Origin of the sequence: Actinospongiicola halichondriae, assembly GCF_049103745.1 — a bacterium.
Taxonomy (GTDB): domain Bacteria; phylum Actinomycetota; class Acidimicrobiia; order Acidimicrobiales; family Salinilacustritrichaceae; genus Salinilacustrithrix; species Salinilacustrithrix halichondriae.
The window spans coordinates 1845001-1869983 of record NZ_CP171622.1 but is presented as its reverse complement, the minus strand read 5'-3'; the positions used below and the strand labels follow the sequence as shown (position 1 = coordinate 1869983).

The window sequence follows — 24983 nt, the reverse complement described above, 5'->3', positions numbered from 1 at the left end:
GGCTACCCCATCGACTGGTCGAGCCAGTCGTCGCCAGCGGCGAGCATCGCGGTGAACGCCTCGACCGGGAGCGGCCGGGCGAAGTGGAAGCCCTGCGCGATGTCGCAGTCGAGTTCGCGCAGTTCGATCACGTGGTGGGCGGTCTCGACGCCCTCGGCCAACGTCGTCATCTGCAGCGCCTGGCCCATGTGGACGACCGCCTGCACGATCGCCGAATCCTCGGGGTCGTGGCCGAGTCCGCTCACGAAGGCCTGGTCGACCTTGAGGATGTCGACCGGGAACCGCCGCAGGTACGACAGCGACGAGTAGCCGGTTCCGAAGTCGTCGATGGCGAGCTGCACGCCGAGGTCCTTGAGTGCGTTGAGCTTGGCGATGGTCTCCTCGGCATCGTCGAGCAGCACGCTCTCGGTGATCTCGAGGCACACGCTCGACGGCGAGGCACCGGTCGTGTCGAGGACGTCGGCGATCTGGTGTTCGAAGTCGTCCAGTGCGAACTGACGGGCCGAGATGTTGACGGCGACGGTCAGCGGCGCCCGTTCGGGGAACTGCTTGGCCCACGTCGCGCACTGCGTCAATGCCTCGTGCAGCACCCAGGCGCCGATGTCGAGGATCAGGTTGGACGACTCGGCCACCGGGATGAACTCGGATGGCGAGACGACGCCCCAGGTCGGGTGACGCCACCGCAGCAGCGCCTCACACGCGACGATCTGGTTGGTCCGGAGGCGCACCTCTGGTTGGTAGAAGAGGACCAACTCGCCCCGTTCGCCGGCACCGTGCAGCGCGTCCTCGAGTTCGGCACGACGAACGGCCCGGGCACGCAGCTCCTCGTCGAACATGCGGATGGCGCCGCCGCCGGCGCTCCTGGCCAGCTGGGCTGCGGCGTCGGCGTGACGGATGAGCTCGTCGGTCGTCATCTCGCCGGGCTGGCCGAGGGCGACGCCGGATGACGCGGTGAGGAAGACCTCGCGGCGTCCGACCCGGAACGGCAGCACGAACGCGTCGGCGATCGCCGTGGCGATCTCCAGGGCGTCGTCGTCACCGTCGACCGACTCGCAGAGCACGACGAAGTCCTCGTCGCCCCACCGGTGCAGGCTCTGGCCGTCGCGGAGGTGCTCGGGGATGCGTTTGGCGATGGCCTTCAACAGCAGGCTCGAGGCCCCCTGCTCGAAGCGGTTGACCTTCTCCTTGAAGCGATCCGGCGTCACGAAGAGCACGCCCACGGTGGACGGCTCGTCGTTGACCCGGCGCAGGAGGAGATCGAGGCGGTCGAGGAACAGCGAACGATGGGACAGACCGGTGAGTGGGTCGTAGAACGCCCGTTCACGCAGCGACTTGATCACGTCGCGGTCGGTGGTGGTGTCCTTGGCGACCCACCCGAGGGCGCCGGGGACGTCGCCGGGAAGCGAACAGATCGTCGATCGCGTGGGGAAGTCGCCCGTCACCGTCGACCGCATGGTCAAGGGCCCCGACCACGCTCCGCCCTCGTGCACGGACTGGATGACCTCGGTCACCCGGTCCTGGTCGGTCGCGGCGACGAGGTCCTGGACGCGCAGGGGCGGGAGCGAGTTCGCGTCGAGACGCAACATGCGGCGACCCGCGCGGTTGAGGGCACGGAGCCGACCCTCGGCGTCGAAGATCGCCACGAGGTCGGACACGTGGTCGGCGAGGAGACGATGTGCGCCGTCGAGGTCGATGTCGATGCCCGATTGCACAGTTGCCCCCCCCTCGATCGATCCTGCGGGCAGGGTAATCGTCGGTCACCCGTCGCGCCGGACCGAGCGCCCCGTTTCGCCACTCGGAGTGGTCGGTCGCATGCGGACCGCATGCGACCGGACGGTCACTCGACCCGGTCCTTGGTCTCGACGAACGCCATCTTCAGCTGGGGGAGTGCCGAGCTGATGGCCTCCTCGGCCGGTCCGAGTCGACCGGCGAGCCCCGACAGGACGGCGTCGATGGCGTCGATGGCCACCTGGGCGTCGGCGAGGCGGGGCTCCTCGGCCCCGAGGTGCATGGCGGCGAGTTCGAAGAACGCCATGACGTGTTGGGCGATGACGTCGGCGGCCGGCGCTTCGAGCAACTGCCGTTGCAGTTGTTCGATCTGCTCCTGCTGGCCAGGGTCCGGGCCGACGTCGGTGGGTTCCTGGTCGTCGCCAGGGCTCGTGGAGGGGGCCGGGTTCCGCTCCACCGGCACCTCGCCGCCGGGGGTCCACAGAGATGACATGGGTGCTCCTGTCGTGTTCACTTGCCTCGGACGTGCCGTCCACCGGTACCATACGCAGCACAACTGAGTGAGAAAGCGGGGCCCGCCCCCCACCTGGCCACTTCCGAGTGCGTCCAGGTCGTGGAAACAGTTCCGGCTCCGGCCGGTTTTCTGTGGCGGACGTCTTCGGACGTCCGTTTCTGCGTGTGGACAACAGCACCGCTTCCTCCCTCGTGACCAAGCCGCCTTCCGGGCGGTGACACGACATGGATCCGAGCCCACAGGAGGACCGGAGTGCTGAGGAGTGATCGGCAATAGCTGCTGACGAGCCCCGTATCAACGATCGAATTCGCGCCCGCGAGGTACGCCTCGTCGGTGCGGACGGGGAGCAGATCGGGATCAAACCACTTCCCGAGGCGCTCTCCATCGCACGCGCACAGGATCTCGACCTGGTCGAGGTGGCCGACAAGGCCAACCCCCCGGTGTGCCGCATCATGGACTACGGGAAGTACAAGTACGAAGCGGCCCAACGGGCGAAGGAATCTCGCAAGAAGAGCTCCTCCGCCTCGGTCAAGGAGATGAAGTACCGGCCCAAGATCGGTCCCGGCGACTTCGACACCAAGACCAGGAAGGTCATCCACTTCCTCGAAGAGGGTCACAAGGTCAAGATCACGCTCATGTTCCGGGGTCGCGAGACCACGCATCCGGAGCTCGGGCGCAAGATCCTCGACCGTGTCGTCGAGGCCACGGCCGATGTCGGCCGGGTCGAGACGACCGCTCGTCAAGAAGGCCGTCAGATGACGATGGTCCTCGGCCCCGACAAGCAGGCGCAGGCCGCGGCCAAGGCTCGCAAGAAGGAAGAAGCGGCTGAAGCCGCCCGCATCGAACGTGAAGCCGCTCAGGCGGCCGAGCCGGTCGAGGCAGTCGAGACCGTCGAAGAAACGCCGGCACCCTCGCCGGATGAAGCACCCGAAGCCACCTCCGGCTGAAGAACACCCACCGACGCAACACAGAGGTAGAGCAATGCCCAAGATGAAGACCCACCGCACCTCCCGGAAGCGGTTCAAGGTGACCGGCAGCGGCAAGGTGACTCGTCGCCAGGCCAACCGCCACCACGGGAACGAGAAGTTCACGTCCAAGCGCCTCCGGCGGCTCAAGGGTGACGAAAACGTCTCCTCGGCCGACGAGAAGCGCATCAAGAAGATGATGGGCATCTAGCCCGACGCATCGAGCACCACCGCAACGGACAGAACTGATCGGGATCGAAGAACGATCCTCGAAGGAAGGGAGAACCAGTCATGGCAAGGGTCAAGCGCAGCGTTCACGCCAAGAAGCGCCGCAAGCAGGTGATGACGCGGGCCAAGGGGTACTACGGCAACAAGAGCCGCACGTACCGGTCCGCGAACGAGCAGGTCATGCACTCGATGCAGTACGCATTCCGCGATCGGCGGGCCCGCAAGGGCGAGATGCGCAAGCTCTGGATCCAGCGGATCAACGCCGCCTGCCGTGTCCACGGCACGACGTACTCGCGATTCATCAACGGGCTCAAGGAAGCCGGTATCGAGGTCGACCGCAAGCACCTCGCCGATCTCGCCGTCACCGACGACCAGGCCTTCGCGGCCCTCGTCGCGACCTCCGACGCCGCGGCGAGCGCAGCGTCGGGCGCGGCCTGAACACCGGCAACCCGACATCGGGGGACCGCACCGACGTGCTGGGGCCCCGGTCGACAGAACTGCAGCACCTACGGCGCCTCTCGGGGCGCCGTAGGGCGCGTCGGGAGTCCGGCGAGTTCGTCGTCGACGGTCCGACGCTCGTCGCCGAGGCGCTGGCGTCCGACGTCGACGTGTCGGCGGTCTACGTCGAACCCGACGCGCCCGTCGACGTGATGGCCGCCGCCGAGGCGGCCGGCGTCCCCGTGCGCGCCGTCGCGTCGGGTGCGCTGGCGAAGGTGACCTCGCCGGTCTCGCCACAACTCGTGGCTGCGCTCGCCACGATCCCACCCGAGCCCGGGACCGAGGTGCTCACCGGTCTGGTGCTTGTGCTGGTCGGCGTCGGCGATCCCGGAAATGCCGGCACGATCGTGCGCTTCGCCGAGGCAGCCGGGGCCTCGGCGGTAGTCTCCTGCGCCGATGCGGTGGACCCCTGGAACCCCAAGTGCGTCCGAGCGTCGGCCGGCTCGTTGTTCCGTATGCCGATGCTCGACGCCGGCTCGGTCGACGAGTGCGTCGCGCTGTTGCGAGGGTCGGGCATGACGCTGATCTCCTGCGATGCCGGTGCTCGCGCCGCCTACGACGACACCGACCTCACCGGCGACGTCGCCGTGCTGTTGGGCAACGAAGCCCACGGTCTCATCGACGGTGCCGACGACGCTGCCGACGTGGTGGTCTCGATCCCGATGCAGGGTGCCGTCGAGTCGCTGAACGTGGCGATGACCGGGGCCATCGTGGCCTTCGAGTCCGCACGTCAACGCCGTGTGCAGGACCTGGCCTCGGGCCCCGGCGGCGTCCGATGACGGCCCTCGACCTCGACCTGCTGCCGGACATGGTGCTGCTGGTCGACGCCGATGGTGGCCTCACCGGCGCCAATCGGGCCGCCGTCGACTTCCTCGGTCCGCTCGACGACCGCATGGGCCGCCCGATCGCCGAGGAGTTCGACCTCCGCGACGGTCTCGGGCGTCCTGCCTGGCGAGACGGGATCGCCGACATCGGCAAGGAGTCCGAGATCACGTTCCGCCGTAGCGACGGCGAGGACGTCGTCGCCGTCGTGACCGTGGCCTTCTCCGGCGACGGCAGCGCAGCGATCTGTGCGCGACCGATGTCCGACAAGTCGGGCATCGCCATCGTGTCGACCGTGTCGCACGAACTCCGTTCGCCCCTCACCTCGGTGAAGGGCTACGTCTCGTTGATGCTGAGTCGATGGGATCGCATCGACGACGCCAAGAAGCGCGAGATGCTCGAGCAGGTGCACCACGACGCCGACCGGGTCACACGGCTCGTGACCGAGTTGCTGGACATCAGCCGCCTCGAGACCGGCCGCCTCGTCCTCCAGCGACAGATGGTCGATCTGGGCCAGTTGGCCTCGACGGTCGTCGCGAAGGTCGCGATGTCGTATCCGGCGCTCGACTGCAGCGTGTCGATCACGACCGGCAGCGACGCCTACGCCGACCCCGACAAGATCGAGCAGGTGCTCACCAACCTGGTCGAGAACGCCGCCAAGTACGGCGATCCCACCGGCATGGAGATCACCGGTGGGCTCGAGGGCGACCACTTCCGCATCTCGGTCACCGATCGAGGCGACGGGATCCCGGCCGACGACCTGCCCAGGGTGTTCACCAAGTTCTTCCGCCGCGACCATGGCCGCCCGACCGGAACCGGCCTCGGACTCTGGATCAGTCGGGGCCTGGTCGAGGCCCACGACGGCGAGCTGACGGCGACCTCGACCGTGGGTGAGGGATGCACGTTCTCCTTCACGCTCCCGGCTGACGCCTTCGACGCGATCCACGGCGCCTGAGACGCCCGCCAGGAATGCGTTTGGTCCTCGGGGTCGGTCGTCGGGCAGGGTTTGTCGCACCATGATCGACGAGCTCTCCCGCATCACGACCCAGGCGCGAGCCCGTATCGAGTCCGCGACCTCGGTCGACGAGCTCGACGAGGTGTCGCGCACGACCCTCGGCAAGAAGGGCTCGCTCAAGGCGTTCAAGAAGCAGCTGGGTCGCCTCGAACCCGACGAACGCAAGTCCGTCGGCCAGGCGGTCAACGACGCGATCGCCGAACTCTCGGGGGTGGCCGACGACCGCCGTCACACGCTCGAACGAGCGGCTCGTGCCGACCAGCTCGAGGCCGAACGCCTCGACCTCACCGAGGTCCTGGCCGAGTCGCAGCGCGGTCACCTCCACCTCGTCACCCAGGCGACGATGGAGCTCGAGGACGTCTTCACCGGACTGGGGTTCACCGTCGCCGAGGGGCCCGAGGTCGAGACCGACTTCTACAACTTCGAGGCGCTGAACTTCCCGGAAGGGCATCCCGCCCGCGACATGTACGACACGCTCTACGTCGACTTCGGTGCGCCGGGCAAGACGTTGCTGCGCACCCACACGTCGCCGGTCCAGGTCCGGGTCATGCAGGAACAGCCCCCGCCGATCTACTCGATCATGCCGGGCCGGACCTTCCGGCAGGACACCGCCGACGCCACCCACCTCCCGGTCTTCCACCAGATCGAAGGTCTGGTGATCGACCGTGGCATCTCGTTGACCGATCTGGCCGGCACGATCGACCGGTTCACCAAGGCCTACTTCGGCGGCGAGTTCTCGTCACGCCTGCGCCCGTCCTACTTCCCGTTCACCGAGCCATCGGCCGAGTTCGACATCATCCGGCCTGACGGGACCTTCCTCGAACTCGGCGGCTGCGGCATGGTGCACCCCAACGTCCTGCGCAACTGCGGCATCGACCCCGAGGAGTTCTCGGGCTTCGCGTTCGGCTTCGGGATCGAGCGGCTCGCGATCACCAAGGCCGGCGTCGACGACCTGCGCGAGCTGATCACCAACGACGTGCGTTTCCTCCGCCAGTTCTAGGAGCTGCAGTTCTGATGAAGGTCCTCCTCTCCTGGTTGCGGGAGTTCACGCCGATCCCCGATTCGATGGATCCGAGCGAACTCGGACTCGTCATGGGCGATCTCGGTATGGCCGTCGAGGAGATGGACGTCCTCGGCGAAGGCCTCGACGGCATCGTCGTCGCGCGGGTCCTCGACCTACGAGTCCATCCCGATGCCGACCGGGTCCAACTCGTCGATGTCGACGCCGGTGACGGCCAGCCACTCCAGATCGCCTGTGGCGCCTTCAACATGGCCGTGGGCGACCTGGTCCCGTTGGCCACGATCGGCACGACCATGCCCAACGGCATGGAGATCGGCCGCCGCAAGCTCCGCGGCGAATGGTCCAACGGCATGCTGTGCAGCCCGTCGGAGCTGAACCTGCCCGGCGAACCGAGCGGCATCCTCGTCCTCCCCGAGAGTCTGACCCCCGGGGTGCCCCTCACCGAGGCACTCGGCATCGAAGCCGACGTGCTCTACGACCTCGAGATCAACCCCAACCGTCCCGACGCCATGTCGGTCGCGGGCGTCGCCCGTGACCTGGCGGCGCGGCTGGGCCTGCCGTTCACCTTGCCGTCGCCCACCGTGCCCTCCGGGCCGCACAAGGCGGCCGACCTCGTCTCCGTGGAGATCGACGACCCCGAGCGCTGCGGACGGTTCACCGCCCGGGTCCTCGAAGGGGTCACGGTCCGTCCGTCGGACCCGAAGATCGCCAACCGCCTGACGTTGCTCGGCATGCGTCCGATCAACAACATCGTCGACGTCTCGAACTACGTGATGCTCGAGCTCGGTCGTCCGTCGCACCCCTATGACCTGGCGACGCTCGCCGGCCGCTCGTTCCGTGTTCGTCGGGCCGCGGAGGGGGAGACCCTCACCACGCTCGACGACGTCGAGCGGACGCTCAGCGACGCCGATCTGTTGATCTGCGACGGCGACGACTCGCCCATCGGTCTGGCCGGGATCATGGGTGGTGCCGACACCGAGATCTCCGAGACCACCACGGACGTCGTCGTCGAGATGGCGTGGTTCGAACGGATGCCGGTCGCCCGGACCGCTCGTCGCCTCGGTCTTCGCTCGGAGGCCTCGGCCCGTTTCGAGCGCGGCTGCGACTTCGAGGACATGGCGTTGGCGCACGACCGGTTCATCGAGTTGTTGGGCGATGCCGCAGGCACCGTTGCCGACGGCATGGTCGATGTGACCGGCGCGCTTCCCGATCGCAGCCCGATCGCGGTGCGGCCGGAGCGAGTGAACGCGATGCTCGGCGCCGACCTCACGCCCGACGAGATGAAGGCGCTGCTCGATCCGATCGGCTTCACCACCGAGGTCGAGGGCGACTCGCTCCGGGTGAGCCTGCCGTCGTACCGACTCGACTCGGACACCGAGATCGACGTCGTCGAGGAGGTCGGCCGCATGTACGGCTACAGCCGCCTCGGCAAGACGATGCCGGTCTCCACCCTGTCCGGGGGCCTGACCGCCCGCCAGAAGGAACGTCGAGCACTCCGGGCGATCCTCACCGGCCTGGGATGCTCCGAAGCCACGCCCATGCCGTTTCTCGCACCCGGTGACCTCGAGCGCGCGGGTCTCCCCGGGGACGGCATCTCGATCACCAACCCGCTGGTGGCCGAGGAGTCGGTCCTGCGCACGTCGCTGTTGCCCGGGCTCCTGAAGGCCGTCCGTCACAACGTCAGCCATCGCAACGAGGGCATCGCACTGTTCGAGATCGGCCACGTGTTCCGCCGCCCGGCCGACCCCGATGCCGAACTCCCCGACGAGCGCGAGGTGTTCGCAGCGATCGTGGTCGGTGCCGACGCCAACGACGCGGTCGCCATCTGGCGGACGGTGTGCGACGGACTGGCCGTTCCCGGCTACGACGTGGCCAACGCCGAGATGCCGGCCATGCATCCGACACGTTCTGGTGTGGCCCGGGTCGAGGGCGAGGTGGTCGGTTCGATCGGCGAGGTCGACCCCGACGTCCTCGCTGCCTACGACATCTCGTTCCGTGCTGCCTGGATCGAGATCGACGTCGAACGCTTCCTGTCGCATCCCCACGGTGCCCCGGTCTACGAACCCGTCAGTCGATTTCCCTCGTCCGACATCGACCTCGCGTTCGAGGTCGTCGAGGGAGCCTCGGCGACCGCGATCGCCGACACCATCGGTGCCTCGGCAGGGGAGCTGCTCGGCTATGTCCGCCTCTTCGACGTCTACCGGGGCGACGGCGTCGCCGACGGGGCGCGATCGCTGACGTACCGGATCCGGCTCCAGGCGACCGACCGGACGCTCACCGACAGCGAGGTCGGCGAGGTGCGGACGGCGATCATCGAGGCCGTGCAGTCGGCGCATCCGGCCGAGTTGCGCGGGTAGTGACCCGTATCTGACACACCGTCAGATCGCGATACGGTGCGGCTGTGACCAGCAACACCGAGCGTCTGCAAGCTCTCACCGAGGAGAAGATCCGATCGCGGGGCGAGCGGCACGAGCCCCGCGGGACGCATCCGCTCCGCGACGACATCGACCTGCTCGACGGTGCGTGGTACGCCGACGACCTGCACGAAGGCCTGACGTGGATGCGCGAGAACGCACCCGTGTATCACGACCCGTGGTCGGACTGTTGGGCCATCACCACCTACGACGACGTCATGGCGGTGTCCAAGGACTCCACGCGTTTCTCGAACGCCTTCAACATCCGCCCCGGTGGCTTCGGCGTGCCGATGATGATCTCGATGGACGACCCCGAGCACAAGCGTCGGCGGATGCTGGTGTCGAAGGGATTCACCCCCAAGCGGGTCCGCGACAAGAGCGATGACCTGGTCGAGATCTGCGATGCGCTGATCGACGCCGTGGCGGCGAAGGGTGAGTGCGACTTCGTCAACGACGTGGCCCGACACCTGCCGCTCATCGTGATCGGCGACATGTTGGGTGTGGCGCCGGCCGACCGGATGCAACTCCTGGAGTGGAGCGAGATCCTGTTGGAGGGGACGTCGGGCGACCTCGATGCCCTCGACCGCGCGGGTGATGCCTTCGGCCAGTACTGGGCGTATCAGTCGGCGGTGATCGAGGAGCGGCGACGGGTCCGGGGCGACGATCTGGTGTCGGTCCTCGTCGATGCCGAGATCGACGACGGTTCGGGGCCCACGATGCTCGACGAGGAGTCGCTGATCTGGGAGTCGCTCCTCATCCTCATCGGGGGCGACGAGACGACCCGTCACGTCCTGAGTGGGGGCCTCCATGCGCTCCTGTCCGATGTGTCGCAGCGCGACGCACTGGCGGCGGATCGTTCGTTGCTCCCGGGCGCGGTCGAGGAGATGCTGCGGTGGGTGTCGCCGATCAAGACCATGAGCCGCCGCGTGGTGGCCGACACCGACTTCGGTGGACAGTCGCTGCGCGAGGGCGACGACGTCCTCCTCTACTACCCGTCGGCGAACCGCGACGCCGCGCACTTCGATGACCCGTTCCGCTTCGACATCCGTCGCGATCCGAACCACCACATCGCGTTCGGCTTCGGGCATCACTTCTGCCTGGGCAACGCCCTGGCCCGACTCGAACTGTCGGTCTTCTTCGACCGTCTCCTCGACCGCCTGCCCGACGTCGAGCTCGGTGACGGCCCGACCCCGCGACGAGCATCGAGCTTCATCAGTGGCTTCGAGTCGCTTCCGGTCCGGTTCACCCCCACCTGACCCCCTCCTGACCCCCTCCGCTTCTGGGTGCACGATCGGGATCTCCAGTGGCAGTTCGCGCACCCAGAACGAGATGTGGGTGGTGGTGGCGGTCAGGAGTTGGCGAAGCGATCGAGGGCCTCGTCCATCCGCCGGAGCAGTCGGTGGGGGTCGTCGATGACCTCGGGTGCCGTCAGGAGCCCGATATTCATCCGTCCGTCGTAGCTGTAGACGGTGACGTTGACGCCGATCGGCTGCACGAGGACCGCGTACGACACGAAGTCGACGACCTCGACGTCGCCGATCCAACGAGTGGTCGGTGATCCGGGGACGTTGGCCATGACGACGTTCGCGACCATCGTCGGGATGCGATAGGCGAACATGCGGGCGCCGAGGGCGAAGCTGCGGGCCCACAGGTCGGTGATCCGCACCGACCGTCGGTCCTGCTGACGGCGGGTGAGGTCGATCTGGTCGCGGTTCGTGCGGGCGATCCGCGCGAGTCGCTCGGCGACGTCGTCGCCCTTGGTGTGCATCGGAACCGAGATCGCCATGATCTCGTTCCCGCACAGCCGATCGGGATCGGTGTCGAGCGCGATCGAGAACATCGCGAGTTCGTCGTCGTCCCGTTCCTGACCGCGATCGACGGCCTCGGCAGCCACCGCCTCGCCGACCACGGCGACGAGGACGTCGTTGACGGTGACGCCGTGCTTCTCCTTGACCACTCGGAATCGATCGAACGCGAGCGAACCCCGCGCACACAGACGCCCGCCGCCGAAGCGAGCCCCGGTCCATCCGTAGGTGGCCTCGGACTTCAGTCCGATCAGATCGTCTCGGCTGCGGATCAACCTGGCGTCGTTGCGACGCTCCTCACGGCTCGCGACGGTCTCCGAGACATAGGTGGCGAGTCCGCGCCCCCATCCCGGGATCGCGGCCAGCGCCTTGCGGCGGAGGGCCCGTTCGTCCGGGATGGGCGGTGGGCGCCACTCGTCGACGTCGACGGTCGGGATGGGCTCGCCCGGCTTCTCGGTCGTGAAGAAGCGCAGCGTGTTCGCGGCCCCGACCCCGTCCATGACGGCGTGGTGGATCCGGAAGACGAGGGCTTGCCGGCCATCGTCGAGTCCGTGGACGAGCGTCGCGTGCCAGAGCGGGCAGTCGAGGGGGAGTTGTTCGGTCGCCAGGTGGCCGCAGAGACCGTCGAGCGCGGCGGTGCCGTCGATGGTCGCCTCGCCCAGGTGGCGGTCGAGTTCGAAGTCCGGATCGTCGTACCAGGCGTACCGGCCAGGGAGGCTCGCCGAGCGCACCGCTCGCTGGCGGGCTCGAGGGTGGAGTGCGAGGCGGGGCGCCATCGCCGTGCGGACGTCGTCGAGGGTGATCGCCCTTCCGCGTCGCGTGGGGTCGAGCACGAGGCACTTCAACGTGTGCATGGGCGACTCGTCGCCGAAGTGGAAGTAGGTGGTGTCGTACCCACTCAGCGGTTCGGGCGTGTGCAGCGGCGCCGATCGATCTTCCCCCATCGGCGGCTCACGCTATCCCTGACGCGGTGTCAGATCTCGGCGACGGGTCTTCCGGCCTCCCGCGCGGTCGTCCGCCCCCGGGCTGGCGGGTACGGTGGGCGTCGTCGCCCGCCCATATCCAATGCATTGCATAGTCATGCAGGACGTGCGGTAGGCTGCCCCGCCATGGCCAACACCATCAGCGTCGGCATCCTCGGAGCCTCGGGGTTCGCTGGCTCCGAACTCCTACGGCTCCTCGCGGTCCACCCGGACTTCGAGGTCCGTCTGGCTGGTGCCGACAGCCAGGCCGGCACGGCGGTGGCCGACCTGTATCCGGGCCTCGCCGCCGCGTATCCCGATCTCCGATTCACCGCCGCCGGGGCCGCGGACTGCGCCGGCCTCGATCTGGTCTTCCTCGGACTGCCGCACGGTCTGAGCCAGTCGATCGTGCCCGAGTTGCGTGGTCAGGTGAAGTGGATCGTCGATGCGGCGTCCGACTTCCGACTGAAGGATCCGTCGCTGTACCCGCAGTGGTACGGCTCGGAGCACCCTGCCCCCGAACTGCTCGTCGACGCGGCGTACGGCATCCCCGAGCTGTTCCGCGAACAGATCGCCGCGACCGACCTCGTCGCCGTGGCGGGCTGCTATCCGACCGGCGCTGCGCTGGCCATCGCCCCATTCGTCCGCGCCGGCCTCATCGACACGACCAACGTCATCGTGAACTCGGCGACGGGTCTCAGCGGTGCCGGGCGGCCACCGAAGGAACACACCACGTTCTGTGCGGCCGACGAGAACTACACCGCCTACGGGTTGCTCAACCACCGGCACACGCCGGAGATCGAGCAGGCGACGGGAGCCGAGGTGCTGTTCACGCCGCATCTCGCACCCATGAACCGCGGGATCTTCACCACGGCATACGCCCGGCCCGTGGGCGACACGTCGACCGAGGCGCTGCTGGCCTGTCTCCACGACACCTATGCCGGCGAGCCGTTCATGGTCGTCGACGAACGGATCCCGTCGACCAAGGCTGCTCAGGGATCGAACACGGCGCACCTCACGGCGCGCTTCGACGAGCGGACCGGCTTCGTCCTCCTGCTGTCGGCCATCGACAACCTCGTGAAGGGCACGTCGGGCCAGGCCATCCAGTGCGCCAACATCCTCGCCGGGATCCCGGAGACGACCGGACTCCCGCTCGTGGGGCTCATGCCATGACCTCGAACACCGCAAGCTCCCACCGGGCGGAGATGCTCCTCGAGGCGCTGCCCTACATCCAGCGGTTCCGGCAGAAGGTCGTGGTCGTCAAGTACGGCGGCAACGCGATGGTCGACCCGGCACTGGCGTCGTCGTTCGCCGACGACATGGTGCTCCTGCGAGCGGTCGGCATCCGACCGGTCGTCGTGCACGGCGGTGGTCCGCAGATCGGTGATCTGCTCGGGCGCCTGGGGATCGAGTCGCACTTCAAGGACGGGCTGCGCGTCACCGATGCCGACACGCTCGACGTCGCACGCATGGTCCTCGTCGGGAAGGTCAACCGCGACATCGTCGGTGCCATCAACACCCACGGGCCACTGGCCGTGGGCCTGTCAGGCGAGGACGGTGGGTTGATCACGTCGGTCGCCCGCAACCCCGACCTGGGATTCGTCGGCGACGTCGAGTCGGTGAACCCGACGATCCTCCACCAACTCCTGGCCGAGGACCTCATCCCGGTGGTGTCGACCATCGGCGGTTCGGCCGACGGTCAGGCGTACAACATCAACGCCGACACGGTGGCCGGCGCGCTCGCCGTGGCGCTCGAGGCCGAGAAGGTCATCTACCTGACCGATGTGCCGGGCCTGTTGGAGAACGTCGACGATCCGTCGACCCTGGTCAGCGAGACGACTGCGGCCGAGCTGCGCACCAAGGTCAGCACCGGCGAGCTCGCCGGCGGCATGATCCCGAAGATCGACGCGGCCGTCGCCGCCGTCGAACAGGGCGTGCCTTCGGCCCACCTGGTCGACGGCCGGGTCGAGCACGTCGTACTGCTCGAACTCTTCTCCGACGAGGGCGTCGGCACGATGATCACCAGGTTCGCGAACACGGGGGCGACATGAGCACGCACGCAACGGCGATGGGCGCACCTGCTGCGCTCGACGTCTGTCCACTGATGCCGACGTACGGGCCGCCCGCGGTCCGATTTGTCCGCGGGTCGGGGAGTGAGCTCTGGGACGGCGACGGGAAGCGCTACCTCGACTTCCTCTCCGGGCTGGCCGTGACCTCGCTGGGACATGCCCATCCCGCCGTCGCCGAGGCGCTGTCGGCGCAGGCGAACACGCTGCTGCACGTCTCGAATCTGTTCGGCACCGAGCCCGGGTGGGAGGTCGCCGTCAGCCTCGACGAGCTGATGCGGACCGGTAATCCGCAGTCGTCGACCTATCAGACCTTCTTCTGCAACTCGGGCGCCGAGGCCAACGAGGCTGCGATCAAGCTGGCTCGGAAGTTCGGCGGCCGTGGCCGCCACACCGTCGTCTCGGCCTACGCCAGCTTCCACGGCCGCACCCTGTCGACGCTGCACGCCACCGGCCAACCCCAGAAGTGGGAGGCGTTCCAACCGCTGCCCGAGGGGTTCCGGCACGTGCCGTGGGCCGACCTCACCGAACTGGAGTCGGCGCTCGACGCCACGGTGGCCGCGGTGCTCCTCGAACCGGTCCAGGGCGAGGGCGGCGTCAACCCGGCGACCGCCGAGTTCTTCCGCGGGGTCGAGGCGCTGTGCGCCGAGCGGGGGATCCTGTTCATGGTCGACGAGGTCCAGACCGGTCTCGGCCGGACGGGGGAGTGGTTCGGGTTCCAGCACTTCGGCGTACAGCCCGATGTCGTCACCATGGCGAAGGCGCTCGGCAACGGCGTGCCGATCGGTGCCTGCGTGGCGAAGCGAGAGGTCGCTGGCGCCTTCGAGCCCGGCGACCACGCAACGACCTTCGGTGGACAGCCGCTGGTCACCGCCGCTGCCCGGGCCGTCCTCGCCGAGATGCGGCGCATCGACGCCCCCGCGCTCGCCGTCGCCGCCGGCGAACGGATCCGGACGGGCCTCGAGCCGCTCGACGCCGTCGGCGCCATCCGCGGGCTCGGTCTCCTGCTCGGCGTCGAGCTCGTCGACCGCGACGCCAAGGCTGTGGCCGCTCGTCTGCTCGACGACGGGTTGGTGGTCAACGCCGTGACGCCCACGGCGCTCCGCCTCGCCCCGCCGCTCAACGTGTCCGATGCCGAGATCGACGAAGCGGTCGCCATGATCACGGCGGCGGTGTCGTGATGCAGACGCTGCGGCACTTCCTCGAGATCGACGACCTCTCGCCCGGCGAGTTGGCTCGGGTGCTCGAACTCTCGACATCGATGGCGACCGGCGACGACGGTCCCGACATCCTCGATCACCGGACGGTCGCGTTCTACTTCGAGAAGCCCAGCCTTCGGACCCGGCACTCGGCCGAGGCGGCCACCGTCAGGCTCGGCGGACATCCGGTGACCTTCAGCGCCGACGAGGTCAGCATCGGGACTCGTGAGCCCGCGCTCGACGTGGCCAAGGTGCTCTCGGGCTACCACTCCCTCCTCGGCGCCCGGGTCTTCGACCACGCGCTCCTCGAAGAGCTGGCATCGGTCGCGACGGTCCCGGTCGTGAACCTCCTCTCCGACCTCGGCCACCCGTGCCAGGCGCTCGCCGACCTGCGCACCATGCAGCAGGAGTGGGGGAGCCTGTCGGGTCGGACGGTCACCTGGATCGGTGACTACAACAACGTCGCCCGCAGCCTCGCCCTCGGCGCGGCGATGAGCGGGATGTCGGTGCGCTTGGGTTGCCCCAACGGGTACGGGCCGACGGAGGAAGACCTCGACCGACTCCGCCTCGCCGGCCTCGACCACGTGTTCGTCTCCGATCGAGCGGCCGAGGCCGCCGAGGGTTCCGATGCGGTGCACACCGACGTGTGGGCGTCCATGGGGCAGGAGGCCGAGGCGCAGGCGAGGCATCAGGCGTTCGAGGGCTTCCAGGTCGACGACGACGTGATGGCCGCGGCGCCCGAAACGGCGATCTTCATGCACTGCCTCCCGGCCCATCGTGGTGAAGAGGTCTCGGCATCGGTGGCCGATGGCGCCCAGTCGCGGATGATCGCCCAGGCGCACAACCGGATGTACGCCAAGATCGGGTTGTTCCGTTGGCTGCACGAGGTCGGCTCGCTGTGAGTCGGCTCACCAAGCCTCAGCGGCAACACCGGATCCAACGCATCCTCGAGGACAACGTCGTCCCGACGCAGGAACGCCTGGTCGAGCTCCTGGCCGCCGACGGCGTGGTCGCCACCCAGGCGACCGTGTCGCGTGACCTCGAGGATCTCGGAGCCGTCAAGGTCCGGGTTCCCGGCGGCGAGACGGTCTACGCCGTTCCGGCGCTGCCCAAGGACGCGGTCGCTCCCGAGGAGCACCTTCGCCGCGTCTGTTCCGAGTGGGTGGTCGAGGTCTCGCACTCGCACAACATCGTCGTGCTCCGCACCCCGCCGGGCTCGGCTCATGTCGTCGGGTCCGCGCTCGATCGCGCCGGTCTCCCCGAGGTCCTCGGTACCGTCGCCGGCGACGACACCCTCATGCTCGTCGCCGCCGAGTCCACCACCGGCCAGTCCGTCGCCCACCGCATCTCCGACTTGGCCGGCCTGTAGACCACAATCCCTCGTTCTGGTGAACAAACACGTCACCAGAGCGCCTCATTCGTTCACCAGAACCAGATTGCAAGGAGTTCCCCACCATGGCCAAGCGAGTCGTCCTCGCCTACAGCGGCGGTCTCGACACGTCGGTCGCCGTCCGATGGCTGATCGAGAACGAAGGAGTCGAGGTCATCGCCCTGGCGGTCGACGTCGGCCAGGCCTCCGACGACTGGAACGTCGTCAAGGAGCGCGCGCTGGCGGCCGGTGCCGTCGAGGCGATCGTCGTCGATGCCCGTGAGGAGTTCGCCCGGGACTTCTGCATGCCTGCGTTGCGCGCCAACGCCATGTACGAGAACCGCTACCCGCTGGTCTCGGCCCTGAGTCGGCCGGTGATCGTCAAGCATCTGGTCGAAGCCGCTCGTGAGCACGGTGCCGACGCGGTCGGTCACGGCTGCACGGGCAAGGGCAACGACCAGGTCCGCTTCGAGGTGTCGACCAGGGCGCTCGCGCCGGATCTCGACATCCTGGCGCCGGTCCGTCACTGGGGAATGACCCGCGAGGAGTCGATCCTCTACGCCTACGACCACGACATCCCGATCCAGGCGACCAAGGAGAAGGTGTACTCGATCGACGACAACCTGATGGGTCGTGCGATCGAGTGTGGCGAGATGGAGGATCCCTGGGCCACGCCGCCGCAGGGCGTGTGGTTGCTCACGAAGCAGACGGCGACCGAGCCGCGGGATCTCGAGATCGGGTTCGAGGAAGGCATGCCCGTCAGCATCGACGGAGTCGCCAAGACGCCGGCCGAGGTCATCGACGAGGTCAACACCATCGTGGGCTCGTACGGCTGGGGTCGGATCGACATGGTCGAGAACCGGCGCGTCGGCATCAAGAGCCGCGAGACCTACGAATGCCCAGCGAGCCTGGCGCTCATCAAGGCACACATCGACCTCGAGTCGATCTGCCTCGAGCGCGACCTCCAGCGTGAGAAGTACCGCCTCGAGTCCCGCTACGCCGAGTTGGTCTACGACGGCCTGTGGTTCTCGCCGCTGCGCGAGGCACTCGATGCCTTCATCGCCGAGTCGCAGAAGCACGTGACCGGCGACGTCCGGCTCCACCTCGAGCCCAACAAGTGTGAGGTCGAGGGTCGGCGCTCCGATACGAGCCTCTACGACTACGGCCTGGCCACCTACGACGCCGAGGACAGCTTCCGTCACGAGGACTCCGCCGGATTCGTCCGGCTGTGGGGACTCGGTCTCGAGACCTGGTCGCAACGCCAGGGCCCCGGGTCGCGCTCGTGAGCAACGAGGACGAGCCGTCGGGCTCGACCCTGTGGCACGGCCGGTTCGAATCCGGACCGGCCGAGGACCTCCTCGCCTACACGGTCAGCCTCGGGTTCGATCAGCGACTGTTCCCTGACGACATCGCCGGCAGCCGTGCCCATGTCCGCGGCCTCGGCCGCGTGGGCATCCTCGCTGACGACGAGGTCACGGCCGTGCTGGCAGCCCTCGATGCGGTCGAGACCGAACTGGTCGACGGGACGTTCCGGTTCCTCGAGTCCGACGAGGACATCCACACGGCAGTCGAGCGGCGGGTCACCGAACTCGCCGGATCGGCCGGCGCGAAGATCCACACCGGCCGCAGTCGCAACGACCAGGTCGCGACCGACCTCCGCCTGTGGTGCAAGCGGGAACTCGTCGCGACCGCACTCGACGTCGTGGCGTTCCAGCACGTGTTGCTCGAGCGAGCCGAAGCCGCCGGCGACACCTACCTGCCGGGGTACACCCATCTCCAGCGGGCACAGCCGGTCTTGCTCAGCCATCATTTCCTGGCGCATGCCTGGTCGTTGGCCCGCGACGTCGACCGTCTCCTCGACGCGCACCGTCGTCTCGACGTGTCGCCGCTCGGCGCCGGTGCACTGGCGGGAAGCAGCCTGCCGCTCGATCCCGAATCGGTCGCCCTCGACCTCGGGTTCGCCCGCGCCTTCGACAACAGCCTCGACGCGGTCAGTGACCGTGACTTCGTTGCCGAGTCGCTCTTCGCCGTCACCATGATCGGCATCCATCTCTCGCGTATGGGCGAGGAGATCGTCCTGTGGAGCAGCGACGAGTTCGGCTTCGTCCGACTCGACGACGCCTACTCGACCGGTTCGTCGATGCTCCCGCAGAAGAAGAACCCGGACATCGCCGAACTGGCGCGGGGCAAGGCGGGCCGGGTCATCGGCAACCTCACCGGGTTGCTGGCCACCCTGAAGAGCCTCCCGCTCGCCTACAACCGCGACCTCCAGGAGGACAAGGAGCCGCTGTTCGACGCGGTCGACCAGGTCCGCCTCGCGCTTCGGGCGACAGCCGGGATGTACGCCACGATGGCCGTGAACGCCGATGCGATGGCTGCGGCTGCCGACGCGCCCGGTGCAGCGGCCACCGACCTGGCCGAGTTCCTGGTACGGGCCGGTACGCCCTTCCGCGACGCACACGCCATCGTCGGGGGACTGGTACGCGACGCGCTGGCTGGCCCGGAGTCGCTCGAGGAGCTGGTCACCGCGCACGACCAACTCGGTCCCGACGCGGCGAAGCTCCTCGCACCCGGGGTGCCGGTGACCCAACGCACCACGCGGGGCGGTGCTGGTCCCGACGCGGTCACGCACCAGCTGGGTCGGTTCCGCGGACAGCTCGCCCATGACGAGCAGCGGATCGCGGATCTGTCCGGCTGATGCGGGAGATCATCCGCGTCCGGTACTACGAGTGCGACATGCAACGTGTCGTGCACAACTCGGTGTACCTGGCCTGGTGTGACGAGGTCGCCGACCGGTACTTCCGTCTGGCCGGGATGGGCGCGGGCGACTGGGACGTGATGGTGAAGACCGCGACCGTCACCTGGACGACGTCGGCCACCGTCGGCGACGAGGTGACCATCGAGCCGTCGGTGTCCCGATGGGGCAACACGTCGTTCGACGTGACCTTCGACGGGTCTCGCGACGGCGAACCGGTCTTCTCGGCCACGATCACCTACGTCGCGGTCACCACCGGGACCACGCAGACGGTCCGGGTCCCCGACGAGTTCCGATCCGCCGTCGAAGGCGTGTGAGCGGGCGTCTCGACCGGACGTTCTTCGCCCGCGATCCGCGGGACGTCGGACCCGACCTGCTCGGGATGTCCCTCGTCCACGATCGTCCGGGGGACCGGCGCGTCGGCCGCATCGTCGAGGTCGAGGCCTACTGCGGCGACCAGGATGCCGCGGCCCACACATTCCGCGGACGCACGCCTCGCAACGAGACCATGTTCGGCCCGGGCGGTCTCCTCTACGTGTACTTCAGCTACGGCGTCCACTGGTGCGCCAACGTCGTCTGCGGCGCCGAGGGCCACGGGGTGGCGGTACTGATCCGGGCGCTCGCGCCGATCGAGGGGGTGGACGCCATGTACGTGTCACGTGGCGCCCCAGCTCGCCGCGACCGCGATCTCTGCTCCGGGCCCGGAAAGCTCACGCAGGCGATGGCCATCGACGGAGCGCACGACGGGGTCGACCTGACGGCCGACGAGCACCTGTACGTCGTCGACGACGAAGCGCCCGTCGGATCGATCGTGCAGACCACGCGTGTCGGCATCAGCGTGGCGGTCGATGAGCCCTGGCGTTGGTATCTCGACGGTGACCCCAACGTCTCGCGACGCTGACGCCGTGGTTCAGCGCACGACGACGAGTTCGTGCGCCGCTCGCGAGGCGGCCAGGTAGACCTCTGCCCCCGTCATCCCCTCGGTGTCGACCACGACCCCGTCGTACTCGACGCCTTTGTGGATCCAGGTGTCGTCGGCGGTGATCACGGCGGTGTTCTCGAGTCGACTCGCCTGCTCCCGCGCGATGTCGGCGATCGACCGGTCACGGCGGTCGACCTCGATCACGTCGACACCGGTGGGTCGGATGCCGATCAACTCGACGGCATCGATCCCGCTGGCCCGGGCGTGGGCGTTCAGCCAGTCGGCGATCTCGGCCGACATCCGGTAGGCGGTGGCCATCACCGCCGTGTCGACCTCCAGTCGCTCGGCGATGCCCCGGAGGCCGATGCCGAGCGGGTTCGAGCGCTGGGCGTCGTCGCCCACGAACGTGAGCCCCGTGCTCCGTCGCTGCACCGCCCGGAGTTGGAGCATCGTCAGGTCCTGGGCCTCGTCGACGATGACGTGGCCGTACGACACCGGGATCCCCTCGACGCGCGACCGAACCTCGTCGGCCAGCGCACCGTCGACGTCGGCCGCGAGCCAGGCCTCGATCAGATCCGGCGGCGTGCCCAGGTCGGCGAGGAAGGTCCGACTCCGGAGCTTCTTCAACACCTGCGTGGTGGTCCATGCAGGCCAGATGTCCTTGATCGCCTCCCGGATGGCGGCAGGCTTGCGGTCGAGGCGGTTGGCCAGGACGTCGACGAAGACCTTGCGCTTGTCGCGCCAGGGCAGGGTCCTGGCAAGGATGCGCTCGGCCAGTTCGGCGATGTCCGCCGCAGCCATCGGCGCGCCCTCGACCCGGATCGCCGCCGGCGACACCAGCCTCAGCTCGAGCCGATCGAGGACGTCGAGCCAACGCTCGTCGCTCCCGGCGGCGTTCGACGGTCCGAGCAGACGGTCGAACGTCGTCTGGGTGATGCGGGCCTCGCCGAGGGTCGGGAGCACCGCCGAGACGAAGCGGAGGAACTTGTCACTGGGGCCGACGACCAGGATGTTGCCGGCGGTGAGCCGGTTGTCGTTGTAGACCAGCCACGCCGCCCGGTGCAGCGCCACGACCGTCTTGCCGGTGCCCGGTCCACCGCGGAGCACCAGGCGGGCCGCAGGGTCCAGGCGGACGAGTTCGTCCTGTTCGGACTGGAGCGTCGCCACGGCGGTCCGCATCTCGGTGCCACGGGACCGGGCGAGCTCTCCGAGCAGCGGAGACGTCCCGCGGATCTCGCCGGAGGCGAAGTCCTCGACGAAGAGGTCGGTGATCGACCCCACATAGGTGACGCGTCGCTCCAGCCCCATCGGGTCGTCGAGCCGCGCCCGGTAGAAGCCACCGGCGAACGGCGCACGCCAGTCGACGACGAGTTGCTCGCCACCCTCGTCGATCCCGTAGAGCCCGACGCGCCAGACGTGGTCGTCGTCGATACGGCCGAACACGACCAGCTCCTGCTGGAGTTTCTCGACCGTGCCCCGTACGACGGCGTCGATGTACTCGTCCGCCAGTTCGTCGGCGCCGCCGCCCGAGATCCCGGCCAGCCGTTCGAGCTTGGCTTCGACCGCGCCGCGCGAACGCTCGAGCGCGGCGCGCTCGGAGTCCAGGTCGACGGCGGTCTCCACCTCGGTGTGTCTACTCACCGGCGAGTGGGCGGCGAAACGGGTATCCGCGAGCGGCGTAGGGTCGGCGCAGTGAAGGAAGCAGACCACCCGGATCTCGAGTCGTCCGTCGCACTGGCCGATGCGGTCGAGGCCATCCGCTCGGCCGACGTCGATCCGGACGCCGAGCGGCATCGCGAAGCGATCCTCGACTTCGTCGCAGCCCACGACGACTCCCTCCACCGATCGTGTCGGCAGGGGCACCTCACGGGCTCCGCCCTGGTGGTCGACACCGCCGGCGAGCACGTCCTCCTGCTCTTCCACACCAAGCTTCAGCGATGGCTCCAGCCCGGCGGCCACTGCGACGGCGATGCCAACCTGGCTGCCGTCGCGCTCCGGGAGGCCACCGAGGAGACGGGCATCGACGGCCTGCGCATCCACCCGGTGGCGATCGACCTCGACGTGCACGAGGTCGACCCGCCTGCGGACGGGCCTCACCTGCATCTCGACGCACGGTTCCTGGTGGTCGCTCCACCGGGCGCCGTCCCCGAGGGCAACCACGAGTCGCAGGGGATCCGCTGGGTCGCGCCCGGAGATCTCGACGGCTACGACATCGACGAGGGCACCGTCCGCATGGTGCGCCACGGACTGGCGCTGCACGCCTCGATCTCTGCATGACCGACCTGACGGTGCTCGGGTGGGACGCCGACTGGGCGGATCTCGCCCGCGCGGCGGACGGGCAGCCCGGTCGCGTCGTCCGCCAGGACCGTGGCTGGGTCCAGGTCGCACGATCGTCGACCGAGGTCGAGTCGTTCCGGACCCGCGCCGACCGCGTCGGCACGCCGGTTGTGGGGGACTGGGTGACCACCGTCGACGACGAGGTTGCGGCGGTGCTCGATCGCCGGAACGCGCTCCGTCGCGCCGATCCCGTCGGTGAGGGCGAGCAGGTGCTGGCGGCGAACCTCGACCACGTCCTGGTGGTGCTCGGTCTCGATCGTCCGGTGAAGTCCGGTCGCATCCAACGGGCCGTGATCCAGGCATGGGATGCCGACGCGGAACCCATCGTCGTCCTCACCAAGGCCGACCTGCACGACGACCCCGAGGCCGAGCGGGCTCGGGTCGCGGCCGAGAACCCTGGCGTCGACGTGGTGGTGGTCTCGTCGCACCGTGGGACGGGGATCGACTCGTTGCGCCACCGTGTCGGTGGGCAGTTGGTGGTCCTGTTGGGGGAGTCCGGTGCCGGCAAGTCCAGTCTCCTCAACGCGCTGGCCGACGGTTCGGTCGCCGCGATCGGCGACGTGCGGGAGACCGACTCCAAGGGTCGCCACACCACGACTCGACGCGAACTCCACCTGCTCGAGGGTGGGGGACTGGTGGTCGACACCCCTGGCGTCCGGGCCGTGGGGCTCTACGCCGATCCCGACGCGGTCGACGCTGCGTTCCCCGACGTCGTCGACCTCGCGAGCCAGTGTCGGTTCAGTGACTGCTCACACGACCAGGAGCCAGGGTGCGCAGTCGTCGGCGCCGTGGCCGCCGGTGACCTCGCCGCCGACCGGCTCGAGGCCTACGGAGCGATGCACGCTGAGGCCGAATGGGCCCAGATGCCGGATCACGAGCGTCGCCGTCGCCGATAGGCGACCGCCGCTACCCGACGTCGTCGGGGGTCTCGCAGCTGTCCATGTAATTGACGTGCGCGAAGTCATCGATGAGGACGTCGATCTGGTAGCCCTCGCGATCGGTGACGCTGAAGGCCTGGTCGTAACGCGGGTCCGACGCATCTCGCTGTGCGATCGCGTACGCCTGTCGGTCGGAGACGAACGTCCGGTAGTCGGCGAGCCATGCCTCGACCGCGGCGGCCTCGTCCTGCGTCGCGGGCGGCTCGAGCGACTCGAGCCGGGCGATCATGGTCTCGAGTTCCTCGGTGCCGGCATCGAGGATGTCGGCGCGCTCCTCGGGTGAACCGACCTCGCTGGCGAAGGGGAGCGCCTCGAAGACCGGGGTCGACCTCGCGCACACGGCTTCGGCGGTCGCCGCCCAGGCGGTGTCGTCGAGGCGATCTCGCGGTTCGGCACGACCCTCGAAGATCGTGAGGTACATGACGTAGCCCCAGATGCCGACGAACGAGAGGATCACGACCAGGACGCCGAAGCGTCGGGGACTGAACCGGCGGCGGGGCGAGCGCTGGCCCCCGGAGCCGTCTGCGGATGGATCAGCCAGATCGGTCACCACGCGATGGTCGTCCATGGCGTCGTCGCCGCGCCAGAATGCCAGCCATGAGCGAGCTCCTCGACGACCTCCGGGCGCGGGGTCTGGTGCACGACAGCACCGACCTCGACGCCCTCGCCGAACGACTCGACGCCGGGCCGCTCCGCCTCTACTACGGCTGCGACCCGACGGCACCGAGCCTCCACGTCGGCAATCTCATCGGGCTCCTCGTGTTGCGGCGTTTCGCCGATGCCGGCCACGAACCGGTCGCACTCGTCGGGGGCGCCACCGGCATGGTCGGTGACCCCGGCGGACGATCGGAGGAGCGGAACCTCCTCGACGACGAGACCCTGGCGGCCAATGTCGCCGGGATCCGTGCCCAGGTCGAGGCGGTGGTGGGGTCGGTCGCCGACGTCGTCGACAACCGCGACTGGACCGCCGACGTGGGGGTGCTCGAGTTCCTCCGCGACGTGGGGAAGCACGTCACCGTCAACCAGATGCTGGCCAAGGAGTCGATCAAGGCCCGCGTCGAGTCCGAGCACGGGATCTCGTTCACCGAGTTCAGCTACATGCTCCTGCAAGCCAACGACTACTGGCACCTGCACGACGCCGACGGTGTCGAGCTGCAGATCGGCGGCTCCGACCAGTGGGGCAACATCGTCGCCGGCGTCGACATGGTCCGCCGCCGGTCGCACGCCACGGTGCACGCGTTCACGTGGCCGCTCATGACCCGCGCCGACGGGGCCAAGTTCGGGAAGTCCGCGGGTGGGGCCATCTGGCTCGACGCCGCACTGACGTCGCCCTACGCCTTCTTCCAGTACTGGATGAACGTGGACGACCGCGATGTCGAGCCCTTCCTGCTCCAACTGACCATGCTCCCCGTGGACGAGATCCGT

At 68.6% G+C, this 24983-nt stretch carries 25 protein-coding genes (1 of these 25 running past the window's edge); 20 read left to right on the top strand and 5 right to left on the bottom strand.

Going from position 1 to position 24983, the window contains the following annotated elements; all coding sequences use genetic code 11:
* Positions 1-2: 2 nt before the first annotated feature.
* Positions 3-1712, bottom strand: coding sequence for a putative bifunctional diguanylate cyclase/phosphodiesterase (locus tag AB8619_RS09200; protein ID WP_436796164.1), 1710 nt, complete (start codon positions 1710-1712; stop codon positions 3-5).
* A gap of 125 nt (positions 1713-1837) precedes the next feature.
* Positions 1838-2221: a hypothetical protein gene (locus AB8619_RS09195; RefSeq protein WP_436796163.1), complete on the bottom strand. Its 384-nt coding sequence runs from the start codon at positions 2219-2221 to the stop codon at positions 1838-1840.
* Positions 2222-2514: 293 nt separating this feature from the next.
* Between AB8619_RS09195 and infC the strand changes: the two genes are divergently transcribed.
* The 8 genes from infC to AB8619_RS09155 all read left to right on the top strand — a co-directional run bounded on the left by infC (position 2515) and on the right by AB8619_RS09155 (position 10461).
* Positions 2515-3189, top strand: coding sequence for a translation initiation factor IF-3 (infC, locus tag AB8619_RS09190; protein WP_436796366.1), 675 nt, complete (start codon positions 2515-2517; stop codon positions 3187-3189).
* Positions 3190-3223: 34 nt separating this feature from the next.
* A complete protein-coding gene (gene rpmI / locus AB8619_RS09185) occupies positions 3224-3418 on the top strand; it encodes a 50S ribosomal protein L35 (RefSeq protein WP_436796162.1) in 195 nt (64 codons plus the stop codon).
* Between the two features lie 80 nt (positions 3419-3498).
* Positions 3499-3873 carry a 50S ribosomal protein L20 gene (rplT, locus tag AB8619_RS09180; protein ID WP_436796161.1) on the top strand — a complete coding sequence of 125 codons (375 nt, stop codon included), beginning with the start codon at positions 3499-3501 and terminating at the stop codon, positions 3871-3873.
* A 35-nt stretch (positions 3874-3908) separates the two neighbouring features.
* A complete protein-coding gene (locus tag AB8619_RS09175) occupies positions 3909-4712 on the top strand; it encodes a TrmH family RNA methyltransferase (RefSeq protein ID WP_436796160.1) in 804 nt (267 codons plus the stop codon).
* Complete coding sequence (locus AB8619_RS09170) at positions 4709-5710, top strand: ATP-binding protein (RefSeq protein ID WP_436796159.1); 1002 nt, start codon at positions 4709-4711, stop codon at positions 5708-5710. Before AB8619_RS09175 ends, AB8619_RS09170 begins: the two co-directional genes overlap by 4 nt.
* 64 nt (positions 5711-5774) lie before the next feature.
* Positions 5775-6770, top strand: a complete 996-nt coding sequence (gene pheS, locus AB8619_RS09165) for a phenylalanine--tRNA ligase subunit alpha (protein ID WP_436796365.1) — start codon at positions 5775-5777, stop codon at positions 6768-6770.
* 14 nt (positions 6771-6784) lie between these two features.
* On the top strand, positions 6785-9148 hold the full coding sequence (gene pheT / locus AB8619_RS09160; protein ID WP_436796158.1) for a phenylalanine--tRNA ligase subunit beta: 2364 nt from the start codon (positions 6785-6787) through the stop codon (positions 9146-9148).
* Positions 9149-9237: 89 nt separating this feature from the next.
* Complete coding sequence (locus AB8619_RS09155; protein ID WP_436796364.1) at positions 9238-10461, top strand: cytochrome P450; 1224 nt, start codon at positions 9238-9240, stop codon at positions 10459-10461.
* Between the two features lie 92 nt (positions 10462-10553).
* Here AB8619_RS09155 and AB8619_RS09150 read toward each other — a convergent pair whose 3' ends face one another.
* Positions 10554-11954, bottom strand: a complete 1401-nt coding sequence (locus tag AB8619_RS09150) for a wax ester/triacylglycerol synthase domain-containing protein (protein WP_436796157.1) — start codon at positions 11952-11954, stop codon at positions 10554-10556.
* Positions 11955-12119: 165 nt separating this feature from the next.
* Here AB8619_RS09150 and argC point away from each other — a divergent pair, with 165 nt between their 5' ends.
* The 9 genes from argC to AB8619_RS09105 all read left to right on the top strand — a co-directional run bounded on the left by argC (position 12120) and on the right by AB8619_RS09105 (position 20262).
* Positions 12120-13145 (top strand): N-acetyl-gamma-glutamyl-phosphate reductase, encoded by a 1026-nt coding sequence (argC, locus tag AB8619_RS09145; protein WP_436796156.1) that lies wholly within the window; start codon positions 12120-12122, stop codon positions 13143-13145.
* The gene (argB, locus tag AB8619_RS09140; RefSeq protein ID WP_436796155.1) at positions 13142-14023 is read left to right on the top strand and encodes an acetylglutamate kinase; all 882 of its coding nucleotides are present in this window, start codon (positions 13142-13144) and stop codon (positions 14021-14023) included. The genes argC and argB overlap by 4 nt, the downstream gene beginning before the upstream one ends.
* Positions 14020-15219, top strand: coding sequence for an acetylornithine/succinylornithine family transaminase (locus tag AB8619_RS09135; protein ID WP_436796154.1), 1200 nt, complete (start codon positions 14020-14022; stop codon positions 15217-15219). Before argB ends, AB8619_RS09135 begins: the two co-directional genes overlap by 4 nt.
* Entirely contained in the window at positions 15219-16139 is a 921-nt protein-coding gene (gene argF, locus AB8619_RS09130; RefSeq protein WP_436796153.1) for an ornithine carbamoyltransferase, read from the top strand. Before AB8619_RS09135 ends, argF begins: the two co-directional genes overlap by 1 nt.
* Positions 16136-16606 (top strand): arginine repressor, encoded by a 471-nt coding sequence (gene argR, locus AB8619_RS09125; protein WP_436796152.1) that lies wholly within the window; start codon positions 16136-16138, stop codon positions 16604-16606. The genes argF and argR overlap by 4 nt, the downstream gene beginning before the upstream one ends.
* Positions 16607-16692: 86 nt before the next feature.
* Positions 16693-17892 carry an argininosuccinate synthase gene (locus tag AB8619_RS09120; RefSeq protein ID WP_436796151.1) on the top strand — a complete coding sequence of 400 codons (1200 nt, stop codon included), beginning with the start codon at positions 16693-16695 and terminating at the stop codon, positions 17890-17892.
* Complete coding sequence (argH, locus tag AB8619_RS09115; RefSeq protein WP_436796150.1) at positions 17889-19304, top strand: argininosuccinate lyase; 1416 nt, start codon at positions 17889-17891, stop codon at positions 19302-19304. The genes AB8619_RS09120 and argH overlap by 4 nt, the downstream gene beginning before the upstream one ends.
* Entirely contained in the window at positions 19304-19678 is a 375-nt protein-coding gene (locus AB8619_RS09110) for an acyl-CoA thioesterase (RefSeq protein WP_436796149.1), read from the top strand. Before argH ends, AB8619_RS09110 begins: the two co-directional genes overlap by 1 nt.
* Positions 19675-20262, top strand: a complete 588-nt coding sequence (locus AB8619_RS09105; RefSeq protein ID WP_436796148.1) for a DNA-3-methyladenine glycosylase — start codon at positions 19675-19677, stop codon at positions 20260-20262. The genes AB8619_RS09110 and AB8619_RS09105 overlap by 4 nt, the downstream gene beginning before the upstream one ends.
* Before the next feature lie 9 nt (positions 20263-20271).
* Here AB8619_RS09105 and AB8619_RS09100 read toward each other — a convergent pair whose 3' ends face one another.
* Positions 20272-21906: an AAA family ATPase gene (locus AB8619_RS09100; protein WP_436796147.1), complete on the bottom strand. Its 1635-nt coding sequence runs from the start codon at positions 21904-21906 to the stop codon at positions 20272-20274.
* 69 nt (positions 21907-21975) lie between these two features.
* Here AB8619_RS09100 and AB8619_RS09095 point away from each other — a divergent pair, with 69 nt between their 5' ends.
* Together AB8619_RS09095 and rsgA are read left to right on the top strand one after the other, a co-directional pair.
* Entirely contained in the window at positions 21976-22560 is a 585-nt protein-coding gene (locus tag AB8619_RS09095) for an NUDIX hydrolase (protein ID WP_436796146.1), read from the top strand.
* A complete protein-coding gene (gene rsgA, locus AB8619_RS09090) occupies positions 22557-23516 on the top strand; it encodes a ribosome small subunit-dependent GTPase A (protein WP_436796145.1) in 960 nt (319 codons plus the stop codon). Before AB8619_RS09095 ends, rsgA begins: the two co-directional genes overlap by 4 nt.
* A 10-nt stretch (positions 23517-23526) precedes the next feature.
* On the opposite strand, the gene AB8619_RS09085 is transcribed toward rsgA, so the two are convergent.
* A complete protein-coding gene (locus AB8619_RS09085; RefSeq protein ID WP_436796144.1) occupies positions 23527-24108 on the bottom strand; it encodes a hypothetical protein in 582 nt (193 codons plus the stop codon).
* A gap of 47 nt (positions 24109-24155) precedes the next feature.
* Between AB8619_RS09085 and tyrS the strand changes: the two genes are divergently transcribed.
* Positions 24156-24983, top strand: the 5' portion of a protein-coding gene (gene tyrS, locus AB8619_RS09080; protein ID WP_436796143.1) for a tyrosine--tRNA ligase. Its footprint extends 447 nt past the window's final position; the window shows 828 of its 1275 coding nt (coding positions 1-828); it begins with the start codon at positions 24156-24158; the stop codon falls past the right edge of the window.

What these genes read in the sequence shown, in the direction of transcription:
- AB8619_RS09195 (WP_436796163.1), bottom strand. Translation starts at nt 2,221, where the DNA reads ATGTCATCTCTGTGGACCCCCGGCGGCGAGGTGCCGGTGGAGCGGAAC.
- rpmI (WP_436796162.1), top strand. Translation starts at nt 3,224, where the DNA reads ATGCCCAAGATGAAGACCCACCGCACCTCCCGGAAGCGGTTCAAGGTG.
- rplT (WP_436796161.1), top strand. Translation starts at nt 3,499, where the DNA reads ATGGCAAGGGTCAAGCGCAGCGTTCACGCCAAGAAGCGCCGCAAGCAG.
- AB8619_RS09170 (WP_436796159.1), top strand. Translation starts at nt 4,709, where the DNA reads ATGACGGCCCTCGACCTCGACCTGCTGCCGGACATGGTGCTGCTGGTC.
- pheT (WP_436796158.1), top strand. Translation starts at nt 6,785, where the DNA reads ATGAAGGTCCTCCTCTCCTGGTTGCGGGAGTTCACGCCGATCCCCGAT.
- AB8619_RS09150 (WP_436796157.1), bottom strand. Translation starts at nt 11,954, where the DNA reads ATGGGGGAAGATCGATCGGCGCCGCTGCACACGCCCGAACCGCTGAGT.
- argC (WP_436796156.1), top strand. Translation starts at nt 12,120, where the DNA reads ATGGCCAACACCATCAGCGTCGGCATCCTCGGAGCCTCGGGGTTCGCT.
- argB (WP_436796155.1), top strand. Translation starts at nt 13,142, where the DNA reads ATGACCTCGAACACCGCAAGCTCCCACCGGGCGGAGATGCTCCTCGAG.
- AB8619_RS09135 (WP_436796154.1), top strand. Translation starts at nt 14,020, where the DNA reads ATGAGCACGCACGCAACGGCGATGGGCGCACCTGCTGCGCTCGACGTC.
- argF (WP_436796153.1), top strand. Translation starts at nt 15,219, where the DNA reads ATGCAGACGCTGCGGCACTTCCTCGAGATCGACGACCTCTCGCCCGGC.
- AB8619_RS09120 (WP_436796151.1), top strand. Translation starts at nt 16,693, where the DNA reads ATGGCCAAGCGAGTCGTCCTCGCCTACAGCGGCGGTCTCGACACGTCG.
- AB8619_RS09110 (WP_436796149.1), top strand. Translation starts at nt 19,304, where the DNA reads ATGCGGGAGATCATCCGCGTCCGGTACTACGAGTGCGACATGCAACGT.
- rsgA (WP_436796145.1), top strand. Translation starts at nt 22,557, where the DNA reads ATGACCGACCTGACGGTGCTCGGGTGGGACGCCGACTGGGCGGATCTC.